Raw genomic sequence first — 15,277 nt, 5'->3', positions numbered from 1 at the left:
CGGCTTCGCGGCGGGGCATTTGATTGACGCGAATGAACAAACAGTGTATCATAACAAGATGAATCCTTGCAAATATCCTTTGTATGCCGTCTCGCGTATGAAGCGACGACCCTGCACACGAGAAACGGGTGACTCTCATCAAAACATATCATATCATCGACCTCTTTGCCGGCGCAGGCGGACTAAGCCTTGGATTCCGGCAAACCGGCCGCATTTCTATCGTAGCTGCAGCCGAACTCGCTCCCCATGCAAGAAAAACATATAAGCGAAACTTCAAGATCAAACACCTCTACTCGGATGTCCGCACGATTGATTATGCAGAGTTGCAGAACGAGGTCGGCACTATCGATATTGTAATCGGAGGACCTCCCTGTCAAGGATTCTCCAATGCCAATCGTCAGCACACAAGCATCATCAACATGAACAACCGTCTTGTAAAAGAATACGTCCGTGCCATCTGCGAGCTGCAGCCAACCGCTTTCATCATGGAGAACGTCGCCATGTTGCGCTCTGAGACTCATCGCTTCATCGTAGATGAAAGCGACCTCGACGATGATCGCATCATGGGCATGAACCTCAAAGACGAGCGAATCGAAATCCTTCCAGCGAAGGGCGCTTTTGAAGGCGCACTAGCCTTCATCAAAGATTCCAGCAGCCATCCTGCCCATGTCTGGTCTGAAGCATTCTACAAAACGCTCAACACGCTCTACCGATTCCGTGCCAACCAAGAAAAATTCAATCTCTCATTGGAAAAGCACCGCACATCACTTCTCGCACAGCTAAAAGAGCTACATGCCTCGAACCACATTGCCCAAGCATGGAGAACCGACGTCTCTATGGCAGAGACTCTCATCGCATACATGGAGCAGCCCTCAGACTTTGCGGACACGATACAGCACATAGAGACCTCCCTTCTCATGCAACGGGCGCTACGAAGGATGAAAGAACTTGCCGACAACAATATCCACCTCTTCGACTATCACGAAGAGAAAGGTGCGATCGTCGCTTCTGTAAAAACCTATTCGATACGCGACTATATCAAAACCATTCTAGAGGGCGCTCCATACGGATATACCTTATATGAAAACACCTTGAACGCCTTGCATTACGGTGCACCCCAAAAACGAGAACGCTTCATCCTCGTCGGCTTGTCGAAGATGTGCGCGGAAGGATATGCCTTGCCGAAAAAAATCTGTGACGAGAACAACTGCCGAACCGTACGCGACGCCATCGGCGATCTGGAGTCAATCACATCGTCCGTGTCCGTCGACAGCGATGCCATAGAGCTTCCGTCACAAGACGGGCTTCCTGAACTCGCGCGGACGCTGCGGGGAAAGCTCCTCTACAACCATGTGTCAACAGCCACAAGAGATACCGCTCTGTCAAGATTCAAGGCCTTGAGGGAAGGGCAGAACTTTCACGATCTTGATCCGAAGCTCAAGACCACATACAGCAATGCCGAACGTACGCAGAACACCATCTACATGCGCCTTTGCTACGATGAACCATGCGGAACGGTCGTCAATGTACGGAAATCCATGTGGATTCATCCTGTGCTTGATCGCGCCGTCTCGATAAGAGAGGCGGCACGCCTGCAGACCTTTCCCGATTCCTTCATCTTCGAAGGAACGAAGGATGCACAGTATCAGCAAGTCGGCAATGCCGTTCCCCCGTTCTTGGCAAAAGCCCTTGCCCAGAGCCTCATCGATATCTTGGATCGCAATGCTGACAAATAAGAGAGAGGCGACTCTTCCCGCAGGAAGATGACCGCCCCTTTTTTGTTATTGTCTCGATTGCAACGCGTTGTTCAATTCTTCCGCTTTTTCATAGATCTTGTCGTATATCTTCTGCTCAGGCAGACAATCCAGAATATAGATGCCGCCCAGAAGATTAAGATATCTTGCAAGCTCTCCGACGATATTCGTATCCATCTGCATCCCCTTGCGCCGAGCATCGATCACAGCGGACAGGAATCCGCGTATGATAAGCGGATTATTCGAAGTGTTGCGTTCCAATATGTGCATGATGTAGTCAGCATTCTCACAGACGAACTTCGTCAATTCCCACGGGTCGCTCCGCCCCTCATCATAGGTCAGCTTCCCAATCCACCAAAGCCGCGCTACGGCATTGCGCGTGAGGGAACGCCGGGCGCTGAACCCGAAGAAGAAATGCTGCTTGATGTGACTAGCGCTGCATTTTACGGCAATATTCCAGCGATACTGCACATAGCGCCAAAACGGTCCCAGACAAAGCCCTGCCCACAATCGTTCATCCGAAGCCTGTGATTCTGAAAGGAATCGGAACTTCTCATAAATTCGTTTTGCATTCTCGGCATCGGTCTGAAAGACTTTCTCTGCCGACATGTCAAGCGAAAAATCCTCGATTTCCACAAGCTTGCTATCGGTGAAAAGAGGCCGCTCCAATTCCTCGGCCAGCCAATCCGACGATCCTTCCCGAAATCGCGGCGACCATACAGGGAGATTGCTCTTGATCTCATCGATATTGTCGTAACTCACGAATTGCAGTTTCATTCGTCATCTCCTCCAGAAATCCCACCGGCAAGCATCCGAAAAGCATCTGACGCAGGATTATTGATGAGGCTTTGCGCCAAAGAAACGGCATCCTGCTCTTCGAAATCCTGCGTTTCAACGTCGCAGGCGAACCGCTTCGCCAACGTCTTCGCCAAGACCCTGTACCACAAGCTTCCTGCATTTTCTTCCCGCTCTTCCGCAGGCATCCGCTTGAGCTCTTCAAGGACATAGATGAGCGCCGGAATGATCGTCATGGAATTCAAGATTGCCTGAAGCTGCGGCGTCTTGCTCAGCTGCTTGTAGCAATAATAATCCTCCACGGGCAACTTAATCAGGATCTTCCTGCCGGAATAGTCGACGAGCATCTGTCTACATTCTGCATCGCCGTTTTTCGTGATACTGAAGATAGACGGTAGTTGCGCCAGCTCATCTATATCTTTCGAGATGTCAAGCGTCGTCATCTTCCCCGTTGCAAGGATACACCCCGCCTCGATCTCAAACGAAACACCTTGATAATCCTCATGAAAATCAGGGCTTGCATATCCACGGATATCCTTAACCGCCGCGATGAACGGGCAAATCTGCAACTCCCCGTTGATTTTCTTGTCAGAAATCAGATGCGACGCCATCTCCTTGTCCGTCTGAAATACTTCGCGAAAGGCCGTCCGGGCGCATTCCAGATGATAGACGTATTTCGCCTGCCCTGAACGAATCAGCTGCTTCAGTTCCTCGTTTGTCAGCACAGCGGCAAAATCAATCTGCAAGTCATATCCTTCTTTGCGCGGATCAATCGCCACCTCGAATCTGCCGGAGCTGTAATCATCCGAATAAGGGGCGAGGACGGGATAGGGATACAGCCTATATTTTATTTCCATATGCCTTCACCTCCATCGAGCAAAAATCATGATAGTCAATCTGGATGTCGATTCTCAACGGCTGCTGTTTCGTGAAAACGACATTTTGAATCTTGTTTCCCACCAAGACAAGATTGGGCTGCGAGGCACACCTTACCGCGAGGAGACGCGCCGGATAGTTTTGAGATTCTGCCGACATGAGCACCTCAAGAACCCCGTCAGATGCGGAAACCGCCGGCGTAAACAGAACGGTGTACGCTCCGCTCTTCCTGTCACGCACAAGATTCCGAACATGATGGGCAGCAATCACGGATGGTGACTTCCTATGCTCCACAGGGATGTCTCCATTGCCGTCGCCTGGATGATGTCCGCCGCCCTCGCCACCGCCATGAGAGTCTTGATCACCGCTCCCCCCTTCGCCTGGAATGTCAGAAATGGCTGTCTCCCCTTGCTCGTCTTCCTGTTGCGTATCTTGCTCCTCATCGTGTCCATCCGCTGCCGGCGCCTTGACATCAACCACACGGCTCTTGATCTCATGGATGGAGTCCGAAATCCCTTCCGCGCGCTCCTCATTCGACGTCTCATCTTCCTGCGCTACCGAAAGATATTCTCCCACCGGCGGATCCAAGGCTTCCTCGCTGTCATCATTCATCATCTCGTCCAAGCTTTCTCGTATAAACTTCAAGAACTTCTTCAAGAGATTTTTTGCCTTGCTCTTGTTTTCGGCGCGCTCCACTTCCCATGCAATATGCTGCGGATTCTCCAGTGTTCTCAGATAAGTATTGAGAGCGTCTCCCTCAATGAAGAGGACGCCTGCAAACGGAATGATGCCATTGATATGACCTTTATCCTTGATTTTCATTCCCGTTTGCCGCACCATCGCGACGCGGCGATGAAAGCCCGGCATAATCATCAGACGAAGCGTGACCTTTCCGAAAGTTTCCGGATCATCGGCGAATTCCTTTTCAAAGGTACGCGCCGAGGTGTCGTCCACCAGAGCCTGATAATATTCATCTGCCCTTTCCTGGAAATACTCCTTGTGCGAAACAACGAGGTCGGCAAGCGTTCCTTGATCAATCTCAATGCCGTCCACATCTACGACAAGAGTCCCATTGTAAACGGCATACAGAAAACCGTCCAGAATCGAAGCAACCATCCGCTCGCGCCAATTTTCATCTCCATCAAAACCGATGATGAAAATATCTGTGCCGTGATCCTCCGCTTCACGGCGATCGTTCGGATCCAATGACATCTGCTCATACACAGGAGAATTTTTCTCTCCGCCATAGAATCCCGTTCCCTGCGTGATTTCAGCATTTTGATTCCTGAACGATGGGAGACGCGAGATTCCCTGATAGGCTACGTTCCCCTCACAATCCGACGTGCTGTAGAACACCGTCCGAAACGCCGAGCAGGCAAAAGGCGCATATTTGCCGATGCCAAAGGAGCCGCCATTGCTCCCACTCTTATCGGAAGCACCCGTCGCCTTGGTCAGATTGCACCATGCAGAATTATATTCTTCCCGCGCACCTGTCAGACCAGTCGTATTGTAGTCGCTGATGCGCAAACAAGCAATCTTGGTATTCTTTGCCACGGCAAGAGCCGAGTCAAAAAACTTCTTCGCCTTTCGGTCCGATTTCTGCACGTCCCAAAATAACCGAGCGCGAATCAACGCATCTTTGAGACCATCGAAATCAGGAATGTCTGCGGGCGCAAGTTCGAACGTTTGAAATACGACTCTCGACGGTCGCCCGCTTCGATCATTTGCATCCAGAGAGTTCTGGCAAATCTCCCTGGCCAGCGACTTGATCGGCGTTCCTTTGAATGTTTCAACACCGGAATCTGCAATGCCAAATATAGACCCAAAATTATTTGAGGGAAAATTCCACTGATACGACCTCATACAGACCCTCCTCATAAAGACTCTATTATGGATATGATTCTCGATTCCTCGACAAATTTCCTGCACGAAATGCCCCGCCGCAAAGCCTCATGCTTCGCGGCGGGGCATTTCTCTTTCCTCACATCTCCTTATCTCACCTGTCGCTTGCATCGTGCACAGCCTTGTCAGTACCAGTACGAGTTCCCCATGCCCGAGAAGGCATAGCTCTCGTCATTATCCTGCATCGCAATCATCTCGCAGACGACCTCTTTTCCCCGCCAGTCCGTCATATACTGCAGCGCCCCCCGATAGCGATTCGACGGCGAAAGCAATATGCCCCAGCCCGCGAGGTATCGCACATAGTTTTCAAACTTCCACATGTCCTCGGAGATTTTCCCCAACTTCATCTTTGCGGCAAATGCCCGCTTTTTCAAAACTTTTTTCGGCGGAATCATCGGCACGGAAAGCATCTTTTCCTTGCCCTTCGGCTTTTCATATGCATCCATCGTGTGCATATAAAACATCTCGTACTCCTGCTCAACGCGGCTACCATTTTCCGGCAAACAAATGCGTTCCTCCACGAAAGATTTGCCATCCGTGAAGACTCCTGCCGTATACCAGCCTTTTCTGCCTTTCCACACTTTGCCTTTCCAGCCTGCCGTCAAGATGCTGTCTGTCACATCGTAAAATTTATTGTTCAGCTCTGCTGAAATCTCAGGGGCATCATTCGACGGTTGACCATCCAGCGCAATCATCACGCAGGCGACCGCTTCTTCCCGCCAGTCGGTCATATACTGCAGCGCCCCCCGATAGCAGTTCGACGGCGAAAGCACTGCGCCCTGCTTCGCGAGGTATCGCACATAGTTTTCAAACTCCCCCATATCCTCGGAGATTTCCCCCAACTTCATCTTTGCGGCAAATGCCCGCTTTTTCAAGACGCTCTGCGGAGGAAGCATTGGCATGAAAAGCGTCTCTTTCTCATCGTCCGCCTTCCCCTCCGTCTCCTCATAGGAAGAAAGCGCGTATATATAGAACACCTGTACTCCTGAGCGCCGTTGATACCATCTTCCGGCAGGCGAATGCCTTCCTCCACGAAAGATTTGCCATCCGTGAAGATTCCTGCCCTATACCAGTCGGCGTTATCTTTCCACGCTTTATTTTTCCACGCTTTATCTTTCCATGCTTCACATTTCCAGCCTGCTGTCAGGATGCTGCCTGTCACATCGAAAAATTTATTATTCGGTTCTGCGGAAACCCCACCGGAGTACTCTGCCATTTGCCTGAGAACAGGCTCTTTCAACTCCTTTTCCAACTCCTTTTCCGCCTTTTCCGCCTGCTGCTTCTCTTGCGTCTCCTTCAAGGCACACTGCTCAGCCTTTTCCACCATTTCGCGCACCCACGCCTCCTTACTCGGATCCTGCTTCCACGCATCATTCATCTCCAGCCACTCAACGTCTCCAAACATTGCGTGGAGGAGCAACTCTGTCGAATACGGCTTCCCTTCCTTCTCCGATTCCGGCTCCTCCCATTCCGGCTCCTCCTGCCACGTCTCTTGTATGTCCTCCAGCGTCTGCAAGGTCAGCCCCTTCTCTTCAAACGCCTCGCAGAAAACATTGCTACGTCTGCCTGCGGCAAACACGACCATATCGAAATATTTGGCATAGTTTGTCAGGAGATCTGCATACGTCTCGGCAACGAGATTCGTCGGATCCTCCCACACCAGATTACAGCCGAAGGCAGGCAAGACAAGAATATGCGGCATCTTCTCTCCATACTCGCCTCCTTCATGAATAGCCGCCTCGAAAATATTTCTGCCTTGCAGCAGATGCACAGAGCGCAGTATCGCCTTCGCCATGGCAGAACTGCCCGAATATCCGGTCCACAAGTCATCTGCAAGCGCTCCCGGCGGCGCACTGGTGATGACATCAATGTGACCCCACTCATTTTCCGGAAGAAGCTCGGGGACGCCATCGCGGATTTCTTTGAAAATCGTAACATCCCCGGAGTAAAGCCATTCATCCATCAACTCAGGATATTCTGTTTTGTTATATATTCCAGTGAGATGCTTCATATAAAATTTCTTCCATATCCCCGGCTTCGCCAGCGTCGAATAGAGATCCGAGCAGAGGCAGAGAGACTCCTCCACACCTGGCTCGCCAATATGCACACGTCCGCCGGGTCTTGTCGCCGAGCCGGGATTCACTGCCACGATCCACTTCTTCGGATAGGCAACGGACAAGGCACGCGCAACATTCACAAGCGGATCCTGCACCACGGCGATCCGCCCCCTCCGAGGATAGCATCTGTCCCAACCAGATTTCTGGAGTCTGTCCTTATTCTTCTCACCATGGCGCACCCATGTGCCGGACAGGCGCTCATCCTCCAGAACGATGCGCTGTGTATCCACAAAGGCGTCCCTGCGCTTTCGATACCTCAATCGGCCGTTAAAATCCTCAATATACTTCATATCCGAAACATCCCCCTCTCTATTCGCGTTGACTCCACGAAGCGCACATCCGCAGCGATGAAAACAAACGGGAATCAGACTCTCAGCATCTTCTGATTCCCGTTGCTACACTATTCATTTCAGCGTCTTTCGTGCCTTTCGTATGATTATACCACACTCGATGTCGATTTTCGGGGTGATTCCGTACTTTGCAGAAAAATTTTCAATGTGCTGACAAAACCAGAGCGAACACCTCCTTCCACAAACATGATATAGTCCCTCGCGCCGCCGAGAATCTTCCAACCGTACGGAACGTGCGCCTCCGCTCGCCGCTTTGGCACGAAACTTCACACTCTGTATCTCCATGCCTTCCCGTGTGCGTCGCTCCATTTCCCTTGCCCGTGACCATCAAGATATGCCGCGCGGCCAGTGCCTTGGCAATTCGGCAAACCGTCATACCATCAAGGAAAAGCCGGAAGATGAGCCGTACATTCTTGGCTTGCTCCTCATTGATGGCGAGATTGCCGTCCTCTCCCTTATCGTAGCCGAGAAAACGCGAGCAGCCGACGGAGAACTTGCCGTCTGCGAGTATCTTCCTCAGACTCCATGTGACGTTCTCGGAAATGCTCCTCTCTTATGCCCCTGTTGACCCTGCCAATCGTTCAACTTCTTCCTGGGACAACTGTGTTGCTTCAGCAATCTGGGAAAGTGTGAGTTTCCCCAAAGCAATTAAAGCCATCGCCGTCTGACGAGCCGATTCGACACGTCCTTCAAGACGTCCCTCGGCACGACCTTCAAGACGTCCCTCTTCCAATTTCCTCTCGCCGAATTTTTCCATCAGCTCGCACATGGTATGTACCCCCTCTGCTTCCGACTTAAAGTAATCCGCTCTTTGGGCAAGCTCCTTATAATTCATCTTTTGGGGATTCTCACAGAAGAAATCCTGCATCAATCGCCCAAGCGGCGTATCATCGCGATTCGCGCCGTTGACGTAGAGGATATGCGCCCCATCATCAAATGGTCGCTGAAGCTCTTGGATGATTCGCTCCACATGGTACAGAGGAAATCCCTCTCCATAGATATCATTTTCCGTGATGAAGATCACCCATGTTTCAGGCAGTTTGGAAAAATCCTCTCCTTTTGCCAATTCACGCGAGTCCATCATGCTGCTGTTATAGCGTGCCCGACGCGGGATCGCTCCTTCGTTTGCACGCTGCACCTCGCAGTCGTAGAGCTTTCCCTCGCTGTCCTCCGCCAACACGTCAAAGCGCACACCACGACCATAGAGATTGTCCGCACTCTGCTGCGTGACGACATGCTTGACAACAAGATCATCGCGGTCAAAGAAGATACGCAACAGGAGCTGCATTCCCTCAACATAGTTGTCAAAACATACGTTGAAAAACGTATCGTCTATCAAGCGGAATTTTTGAATCAGCACACCATATTCCGCAGGAATGTCCTTCTTGATTGTCCTCACCGCTCCTATAGCCTCCTCATTTCCTTCTATTATCATAGTATGCACTACGGCAAAGATTGTCAAGGCTGAAAGATTCTGGCGAAACATCAAGGGGTGTCAAACGTTTTAACACCCACCATGCCTTATCGGACACTGCCCACCCCTGTGCAGTCGTCGAGATTTCTGCCTTCCGTGCTCGTCAAAAAGTAGGCGTCGCTGACGAGCACGCGGCGGATGCGGCAGCGCTTGAGGCCTTCCTGCGTCTTTTCCCAGCAGCCGCTCAAGGAATGTATGACATACGTCTTGCCATCGACCGAGCCGAGCGTGAGCATCACATGGCCGGGGCGAAAGAGAAGGCTCGCAGGCGGCGCGGCGAGAAGCGCTTCGGTTCGCTCCTCGGGCGCGAGATCGTCGAGCGGCGTGAAAAAGATGTGCGGCGCGTCATCTTCCGTGCCGCGCCGACGCACCCCGAATGCCGCAGCCTTTCCTCGCGCACCGTGCGCCGCATTCTGTGCATCGCCCACATGGGCACTCGCCCGCAGAAACGCCTCCTCCTGCTCATCGGCGTCGCGCGGCAGCTCGATGCCGACCGTGCGGTAGACGTCGGCGACGAACGAAGAGCAGTCGACGCTCTCATCCTGCCCGCCCCAGCCGTAGACGTCGCCGAGACACGCGAACGCCGCGCGGCGCAGATTGTTCGCCGTATAGGGCAGGCTGCCGCGATGGAGCGCGGCGGCTTCCATGCCGCCCGCATCCTCCACAGCAAGGCTCGCGCTCTCGCTGTACGGAAGTGTCACAAGCATTTCTTGGAGACTGCCGTCCGCCGCACGCTGCGGCAGACGCGCGAGATGCGCTCCGCCCTGCTGCACGAGCGGAATGCGGCTACCGAGCTGATAGAGCTGTCCGCCTGCCTCCTCGGGCGTTTCGTAGCGGTTTTGCGTGACGACGAGGAAATCTTCGGGCTGCACATAGGCGAGCCACGTCTCGCGCGTTGTCAAGGCAACCGCATCCCTCGCCAGCCAGCCGCGATAATAGCGCATGGAAACGAAGAGGAACTTGCCGTCTGCGCTCTCGCTCCAAACGGCAAGCGGCTCAGCGGGATCGACGGCGGTCGCCTGCAGGATGTCGTAATGAATGTCATCGGGCGCATCGAGCCAGGCCTCCTCGGTCGGCAGACCGCGCAGGTCGGCACGCCGCACCGTCACGCCATAGCGCAGAGGATTGCGAAGCGGCAGCCTGTCCGCCGCGCAGTTTTCGACAGTCGCCTGATACGCCTCATCCGAAAGCGGCTCTGTCGGCGCGTACCAATCTTCACGCTCGGGCGCGGCTTCTTCCATCCAGTGTCGGAGCTGCCGCCTCGATACGGCACGCGGCAATTCCGCCAGAGAAACAAGACTCGGCTGATTCGCGTGCAGCTCCTCGTTGAGACGCGCCACGTCCTCTGCCGTGCCAAGGAGGCGGTCGCCTGCTGCATCGCACCAGAAGCTAACGTCATCGTAGGGAGCGCCGAGCGCCACGCCGTAATCGGGCGATGCCGCTTCCGTCTGCGCCCGCATATCATCTGCCAGCTCCGCCTTCAATGCAGGCTGAGCGGAAACTGCCGCCGCATCTGTCACGGACAACACTGCCGCGGCAGACGTTCCCGCTTCCGCAGCCGTCAAATCCGCCCTGCCGAGCAACACGCCAGCCGCAGCCAAAAAGCACGCAGCATGCTTCCCGATATTTCTCGAAACTTTCATTTTCGCACACATACCTCTCAACGCTCCAAAATCACAGCGCCCGCTGCCTTTTCCTCGCGAAAGGAACGCGCCGCCCCCCAAAGTTGGCGGAAAGAAAGCAGTACAGCGGCCGCATCTGCCGCAGGAACGGCGAGCCATGCGCCATCAAGGCCGAAAAAGTGCGGCAGGAGCAGCAGGAACACCACGATGCCGACGAGATTGCGCACAAAGGACAGGATTGCCGACATCCTGCCGTCCGACAACGCCGTGAAAAAGGTCGAGGAGAAAAGGTTGAAACCGCAGAGCAAAAAACTCCACGAGAACAGTCCGAAGCCGCCGAGAGCCAGCGCATAGGCATGCCCTCCATCCGGCAGAAACAGCGTCATCAGCGGTACGGCGAATATATTTGCCGCCGCAAAGGACAAAATTCCGAAGAGAAAGATAATGCCAAGCGACAGCCGCAGAAGGCGCAGAAGCTCAGCATATCCTTTCGCGCCGAATTGGTAGGAAAATACAGGTGCGACGCCATTGGCGAAACCCATGAGTATTGCCGTCAGGAGCATTTCCGCATAGAGGATGACACTGATCGCCGCGACGCCGTCCGCTCCTGCATAGGAGAATGTCACGAGGTTAAAGAGATACGTCGTAATGCCGACGGAAAGCTGCGTGACCATCTCGGAAGAGCCGTTGTAAAGTGCCTGGAAAAGCGGACGCACGACGAAGGAAAACCGCTCGAACGCGAGCGTGCGGCTGTAGCGCGAAAAGTAAACGAGACCCACGACCGCCGCGACGACATCCGAGATGCCCGTCGCAAGGCCCGCACCGAAGATGCCCATGTCGAAGTGCGCGAGAAACACATAGTCGAGTCCGACATTGACAAGTCCCGCTGTCAACGATACGAGAAATCCCTGCACGGGGCGGCCATCCGCGATATAAAAAGCGTTGAATATGATCATCAAAACGACAAAGGGCGCGAAGAACATATTCGCCGAGAGATACGCGCGGCAGTCGGCATAAAGCTCGGGTGAAGCGCCGAGAAGCGCCAAAATAGGCTCCATGAAGAGGAACACCGTGCCTGCGAGCAATATGCCGAGCGCTGCGCCGACAACGGCGAGCAGCGTGAAGCGGCTTCTCGCCAATGCCGCATCGCCCTCACCCAGCGTCTTGGCAACGAGCGCCGAGCCGCCCGAAGAAAGCATGATGGAAAGCCCAAATACGAGATTCAGCGCAGGATAGACGATATTCGATGCAGCGAGCGCAAGGCTTCCCGCATACCGCCCGATGAAGATGCCGTCCGTCACCGTATAGATAGAAATGACGAGCATCATGCCGACGGCGGGCGCAGCGAAGCGCAGAAGTCCGCCGAGGCTGAAATGCTTTGCCAAGGTGTTCATGAAATTCTCCTTTTGCAGCTTGACCAGAAGAGCTAATCAGTCTGCACCCTTCGGGCTTGACTTCTTGGACTTTCATTGTAAGCTTAACGCACAAACGTCCACTTCGTGGACATGGTGCGCACGCCCTTACATGAAAGAGCCAATCAGCCTGCGCCCTTCGGGCTTGACTTCTTGGACTTTCATTGTAAGCTATATAGTAGGGGTGTTGTCAAGTTTTGGGCGAGAACGAAGCGCCTTAGCCCCCTGACCAAGTTCGCATGAAACAAGGCTGCACAAGGAAGCACGCCTTTTCTTCATGCTTCCTCAAAAGGAGACGATTGCCATGTTCAGAGAAATGCGCCGCAAGAATCAACAGATGAGCGATGAAGAAGCCCGCGACATCCTCGCGGCAGCGACCTCGGGCGTGCTCGCGCTCGCGGGCGAAAACGGCTATCCCTACGCCGTGCCCATGAGCTTCGCCTACGACGAGGAAAAGGAACGCCTGCTCTTTCACACGGCACGCGTCGGTCACAAGATGACGGCGATCGAGCGATGTGACAAGGCGTCGTTCTGCATCATTGCCGAGGACAAAGTCGTGCCGCACCGCTTTCTGACGCAATACCGCAGCGTCATCGCTTTCGGCAGGCTGCGCGTCCTCAAGAGCGACGCGGAAAAGCGCGAAGCGGCGGAATTTCTCGGCGAGGCTTACTATCCCGGCCATCCCGAAGCCTGTGATGAAGAGATCAAAAAGCATTGGCCAGCCTTCAACATGGTCGAGCTGAAGATCGAGCACCTGACGGGCAAGAAAGGGAAAGATCTCGTATAGCGAAAAAAAGGACAGCCCTGCACCATCCTCGGGATGCTGCAGGGCTGTCCTTCCTCATCATATAAGCGTCGCATCAAAGGGCTTTCGCAGGCGCGGCGGCCACGGGCGACGCCTCGAATTCCTCCATCTTCAGCGACGTACAGCCGCCCGCGATGACCTCTGCGTCATAGCCCGCCTGCTGAAGGAAACGCGCCGCCGTATAAGCGCGCTGCCCGACCTTGCAGAGCACCGCCCAGCGCTGCGAGCGGTCAAGCTCCGAGAAGCGCTCGCGCAGCTCGTCGAGCGGAATCTGCGCGTCGGATGCGGCTGGCGCATGGGAAAGCTCGCTCTCCGTGCGCACGTCGAGCACGCGCACGCCCTCTTCTCGCGCCTCCTTAAGGCGATCTGCGGACAGGAAGCGCACGAGGCCTGCGAGATCGTTTTCCGCCATGTAGCCCGCCATGTTCACGGGATCTTTTGCCGCGCCGAATGGCGGCGCGTAGGAAAGCTCCAAACTCGTCAGAAAATCCGTGTCCGCGCCCATGGCGATCGCCGCCGCGAGTACGTCGATCCGCGCCTTCACGCCGCCCGCACCGACGATCTGCGCCCCGAGAATCTTGCCGACAGACTCCTTCGTGCGATAGAGGAGCTTCATCGTCATCGTCTGAGCGCCCGGATAATAGCCGACATGCGCGAGCGGATGAAGCTTCACGACGCGGTAATCCTCGCCATAGGATAGACCCTCACGCTCAAGGGTGCGCTCGTTCTTGCCGACGGAAGCCGCCGCGAGACCGAACACCTTGAGGATCGCCGTGCCGACGAATCCGTCATAGACGCGCCGCCTGCCCGCCATGTTGTCGGCGGCGATACGCCCCTGCCGATTCGCAGGCCCTGCGAGCGGCAGAGCGCCCGCCTTCTTCGTCTGACGGTCGAGCGTCAGCACGGCATCGCCCACGGCGTAGACCTCGGGCACGCTCGTCTCCATGCGCTCGTTCACGAGGATGTGGCCGCGCTCGCCGAGCGCGATGCCGCTCGCCTTCAAGAATCCCGTGTCGGGACTCACGCCGATGGCGAGCACGACGAAGTCCGCCGCGACCTCGCGCCCGCTCGCAAGGCGCACGAGGACGCCCTGCGCTTCTTCCTTGAACTCCTTCACGCCATCGCCGAGAACGAGTCCGACGCCGTTCTCGTTCATCTCTTTTTCCACGATCTTCGCCATGTCCGCATCAAATGGCGCGAGCACATGCGGCGCCGCTTCGACGAGCGTGACGGAAAGCCCGCGCGCACGAAGATTCTCCGCCATCTCGACGCCGATGAAGCCGCCGCCCACGACGACGGCACGCCCCGTCGCCGCATACTGATCCGCCAGGCGGCGCAGAGCCTCGGCGTCGGGCACACTCCTAAGCGCGAGGACGCGCGGGCTTTCGATGCCTGGAATCGGCGGGCGCAGAGGCTTTGTTCCGGGCGACAGAAGAAGCGCGTCGTACGGCTCTTCATACGTCTCGCCCGCCGCCGTCCGCACCTGGACGCGGCGTTTTTCCGCATCGACCCGCACAACCTCGCTTCCCGTGCGCACGTCGACGGCGAAGCGCTCGCGAAACAGCTCGGGCGTCATGAGCAGCAGGCTCTCGCTCTCCTTGATCTCATCGCCCACATAGTATGGCAGGCCGCAGTTCGCGAAGGAGATGTGCTCGCCACGCTCAAAGAGCACGATCTTCGCATCCTTGTCCAAGCGCCTGAGTCGCGCCGCCGCCGTCGCCCCGCCCGCCACGCCGCCGACGATCACATAGCGCTTTGCCTGTTCCTTTTTCATTTCCATACGAATATGCCTCCTTCTGTGCCGCCGCGCTTCGCTCGTCGAAAGAGCGAAATCAGCCCATATCGTGATAATTCTTCTCCTTGCAGAAAAGCCCTTCGAGCAGCTGCTCCACTGCCCGGCTCTTGAGGCGATAGACGACTTCCAGCCCGTTGCGCTCGCCCTCGATAATGCCGACGGCGCGCATTTTCGCGAGATGCTGCGAAATCGTCGACTGCGGCGCTTCGAGGCACTGCTGCATGTGCGCCACATTGCAGCCGCCGCTCTGCCAAAGCCCGCGCGCGATGCAGAGGCGCACGGGATGCGAGAGCGCCTTGAGCATCTCGGCCGCGCGTGCAAGCTCTCGATCTTCTGCCATAGAATCAACTCCAAAATCGTTATATTTATATATTA

General features: G+C 55.1%; 12 protein-coding genes. 2 read left to right on the top strand and 10 right to left on the bottom strand.

The annotated features are described in order from the left end of the window. The first annotated feature begins 128 nt into the window (after nucleotides 1-128). Nucleotides 129-1,736 (top strand): DNA cytosine methyltransferase, encoded by a 1,608-nt coding sequence (locus tag HMPREF1153_RS10960; RefSeq protein ID WP_009646975.1) that lies wholly within the window; start codon nucleotides 129-131, stop codon nucleotides 1,734-1,736. A 45-nt stretch (nucleotides 1,737-1,781) separates the two neighbouring features. On the opposite strand, the gene HMPREF1153_RS10955 is transcribed toward HMPREF1153_RS10960, so the two are convergent. From HMPREF1153_RS10955 to HMPREF1153_RS10925, 8 genes are all read right to left on the bottom strand, one after another. Then, on the bottom strand, nucleotides 1,782-2,390 hold the full coding sequence (locus HMPREF1153_RS10955; RefSeq protein ID WP_232208292.1) for a DUF6339 family protein: 609 nt from the start codon (nucleotides 2,388-2,390) through the stop codon (nucleotides 1,782-1,784). Nucleotides 2,391-2,527: 137 nt separating this feature from the next. Beyond that, the gene (locus tag HMPREF1153_RS10950; protein ID WP_009646972.1) at nucleotides 2,528-3,406 is read right to left on the bottom strand and encodes a hypothetical protein; all 879 of its coding nucleotides are present in this window, start codon (nucleotides 3,404-3,406) and stop codon (nucleotides 2,528-2,530) included. After that, nucleotides 3,390-5,288 carry a hypothetical protein gene (locus tag HMPREF1153_RS10945; protein WP_009647018.1) on the bottom strand — a complete coding sequence of 633 codons (1,899 nt, stop codon included), beginning with the start codon at nucleotides 5,286-5,288 and terminating at the stop codon, nucleotides 3,390-3,392. The genes HMPREF1153_RS10950 and HMPREF1153_RS10945 overlap by 17 nt, the downstream gene beginning before the upstream one ends. A gap of 164 nt (nucleotides 5,289-5,452) precedes the next feature. Beyond that, the gene (locus tag HMPREF1153_RS12830) at nucleotides 5,453-6,229 is read right to left on the bottom strand and encodes a hypothetical protein (RefSeq protein WP_009646981.1); all 777 of its coding nucleotides are present in this window, start codon (nucleotides 6,227-6,229) and stop codon (nucleotides 5,453-5,455) included. Beyond that, complete coding sequence (locus tag HMPREF1153_RS10940) at nucleotides 6,199-7,734, bottom strand: TIGR02452 family protein (RefSeq protein ID WP_232208291.1); 1,536 nt, start codon at nucleotides 7,732-7,734, stop codon at nucleotides 6,199-6,201. Before HMPREF1153_RS10940 ends, HMPREF1153_RS12830 begins: the two co-directional genes overlap by 31 nt. A gap of 613 nt (nucleotides 7,735-8,347) precedes the next feature. After that, nucleotides 8,348-9,193, bottom strand: a complete 846-nt coding sequence (locus HMPREF1153_RS10935; protein WP_009646935.1) for an Rpn family recombination-promoting nuclease/putative transposase — start codon at nucleotides 9,191-9,193, stop codon at nucleotides 8,348-8,350. A 122-nt stretch (nucleotides 9,194-9,315) separates the two neighbouring features. Continuing rightward, a complete protein-coding gene (locus HMPREF1153_RS10930; RefSeq protein ID WP_232208289.1) occupies nucleotides 9,316-10,869 on the bottom strand; it encodes an SH3 domain-containing protein in 1,554 nt (517 codons plus the stop codon). A 59-nt stretch (nucleotides 10,870-10,928) separates the two neighbouring features. Beyond that, the gene (locus HMPREF1153_RS10925) at nucleotides 10,929-12,284 is read right to left on the bottom strand and encodes an MATE family efflux transporter (protein ID WP_009646995.1); all 1,356 of its coding nucleotides are present in this window, start codon (nucleotides 12,282-12,284) and stop codon (nucleotides 10,929-10,931) included. Nucleotides 12,285-12,606: 322 nt separating this feature from the next. On the opposite strand from HMPREF1153_RS10925, the gene HMPREF1153_RS10920 reads away from it, so the two are divergent. Next, a complete protein-coding gene (locus HMPREF1153_RS10920) occupies nucleotides 12,607-13,089 on the top strand; it encodes a pyridoxamine 5'-phosphate oxidase family protein (RefSeq protein ID WP_009647010.1) in 483 nt (160 codons plus the stop codon). Nucleotides 13,090-13,162: 73 nt separating this feature from the next. On the opposite strand, the gene HMPREF1153_RS10915 is transcribed toward HMPREF1153_RS10920, so the two are convergent. Beyond that, nucleotides 13,163-14,887, bottom strand: coding sequence for an FAD-dependent oxidoreductase (locus HMPREF1153_RS10915; RefSeq protein WP_009646953.1), 1,725 nt, complete (start codon nucleotides 14,885-14,887; stop codon nucleotides 13,163-13,165). A 52-nt stretch (nucleotides 14,888-14,939) separates the two neighbouring features. Then, complete coding sequence (locus HMPREF1153_RS10910) at nucleotides 14,940-15,242, bottom strand: ArsR/SmtB family transcription factor (RefSeq protein ID WP_009646990.1); 303 nt, start codon at nucleotides 15,240-15,242, stop codon at nucleotides 14,940-14,942. Nucleotides 15,243-15,277 lie beyond the last annotated feature (35 nt).

This window comes from Selenomonas sp. CM52, assembly GCF_000292955.1.
Classification (GTDB): Bacteria; Bacillota; Negativicutes; order Selenomonadales; family Selenomonadaceae; genus Selenomonas.
Note: the sequence above shows the minus strand (reverse complement) of the source record. Positions and strands in the feature narration are given on the sequence as shown.

Bases quoted from the DNA above. Each gene is read 5' to 3' on its own strand.
- HMPREF1153_RS10945 (WP_009647018.1), bottom strand. From the start codon at position 5,288: ATGAGGTCGTATCAGTGGAATTTTCCCTCAAATAATTTTGGGTCTATA.
- HMPREF1153_RS10940 (WP_232208291.1), bottom strand. From the start codon at position 7,734: ATGAAGTATATTGAGGATTTTAACGGCCGATTGAGGTATCGAAAGCGC.
- HMPREF1153_RS10925 (WP_009646995.1), bottom strand. From the start codon at position 12,284: ATGAACACCTTGGCAAAGCATTTCAGCCTCGGCGGACTTCTGCGCTTC.
- HMPREF1153_RS12830 (WP_009646981.1), bottom strand. From the start codon at position 6,229: ATGCCAATGCTTCCTCCGCAGAGCGTCTTGAAAAAGCGGGCATTTGCC.
- HMPREF1153_RS10915 (WP_009646953.1), bottom strand. From the start codon at position 14,887: ATGGAAATGAAAAAGGAACAGGCAAAGCGCTATGTGATCGTCGGCGGC.
- HMPREF1153_RS10910 (WP_009646990.1), bottom strand. From the start codon at position 15,242: ATGGCAGAAGATCGAGAGCTTGCACGCGCGGCCGAGATGCTCAAGGCG.
- HMPREF1153_RS10950 (WP_009646972.1), bottom strand. From the start codon at position 3,406: ATGGAAATAAAATATAGGCTGTATCCCTATCCCGTCCTCGCCCCTTAT.
- HMPREF1153_RS10920 (WP_009647010.1), top strand. From the start codon at position 12,607: ATGTTCAGAGAAATGCGCCGCAAGAATCAACAGATGAGCGATGAAGAA.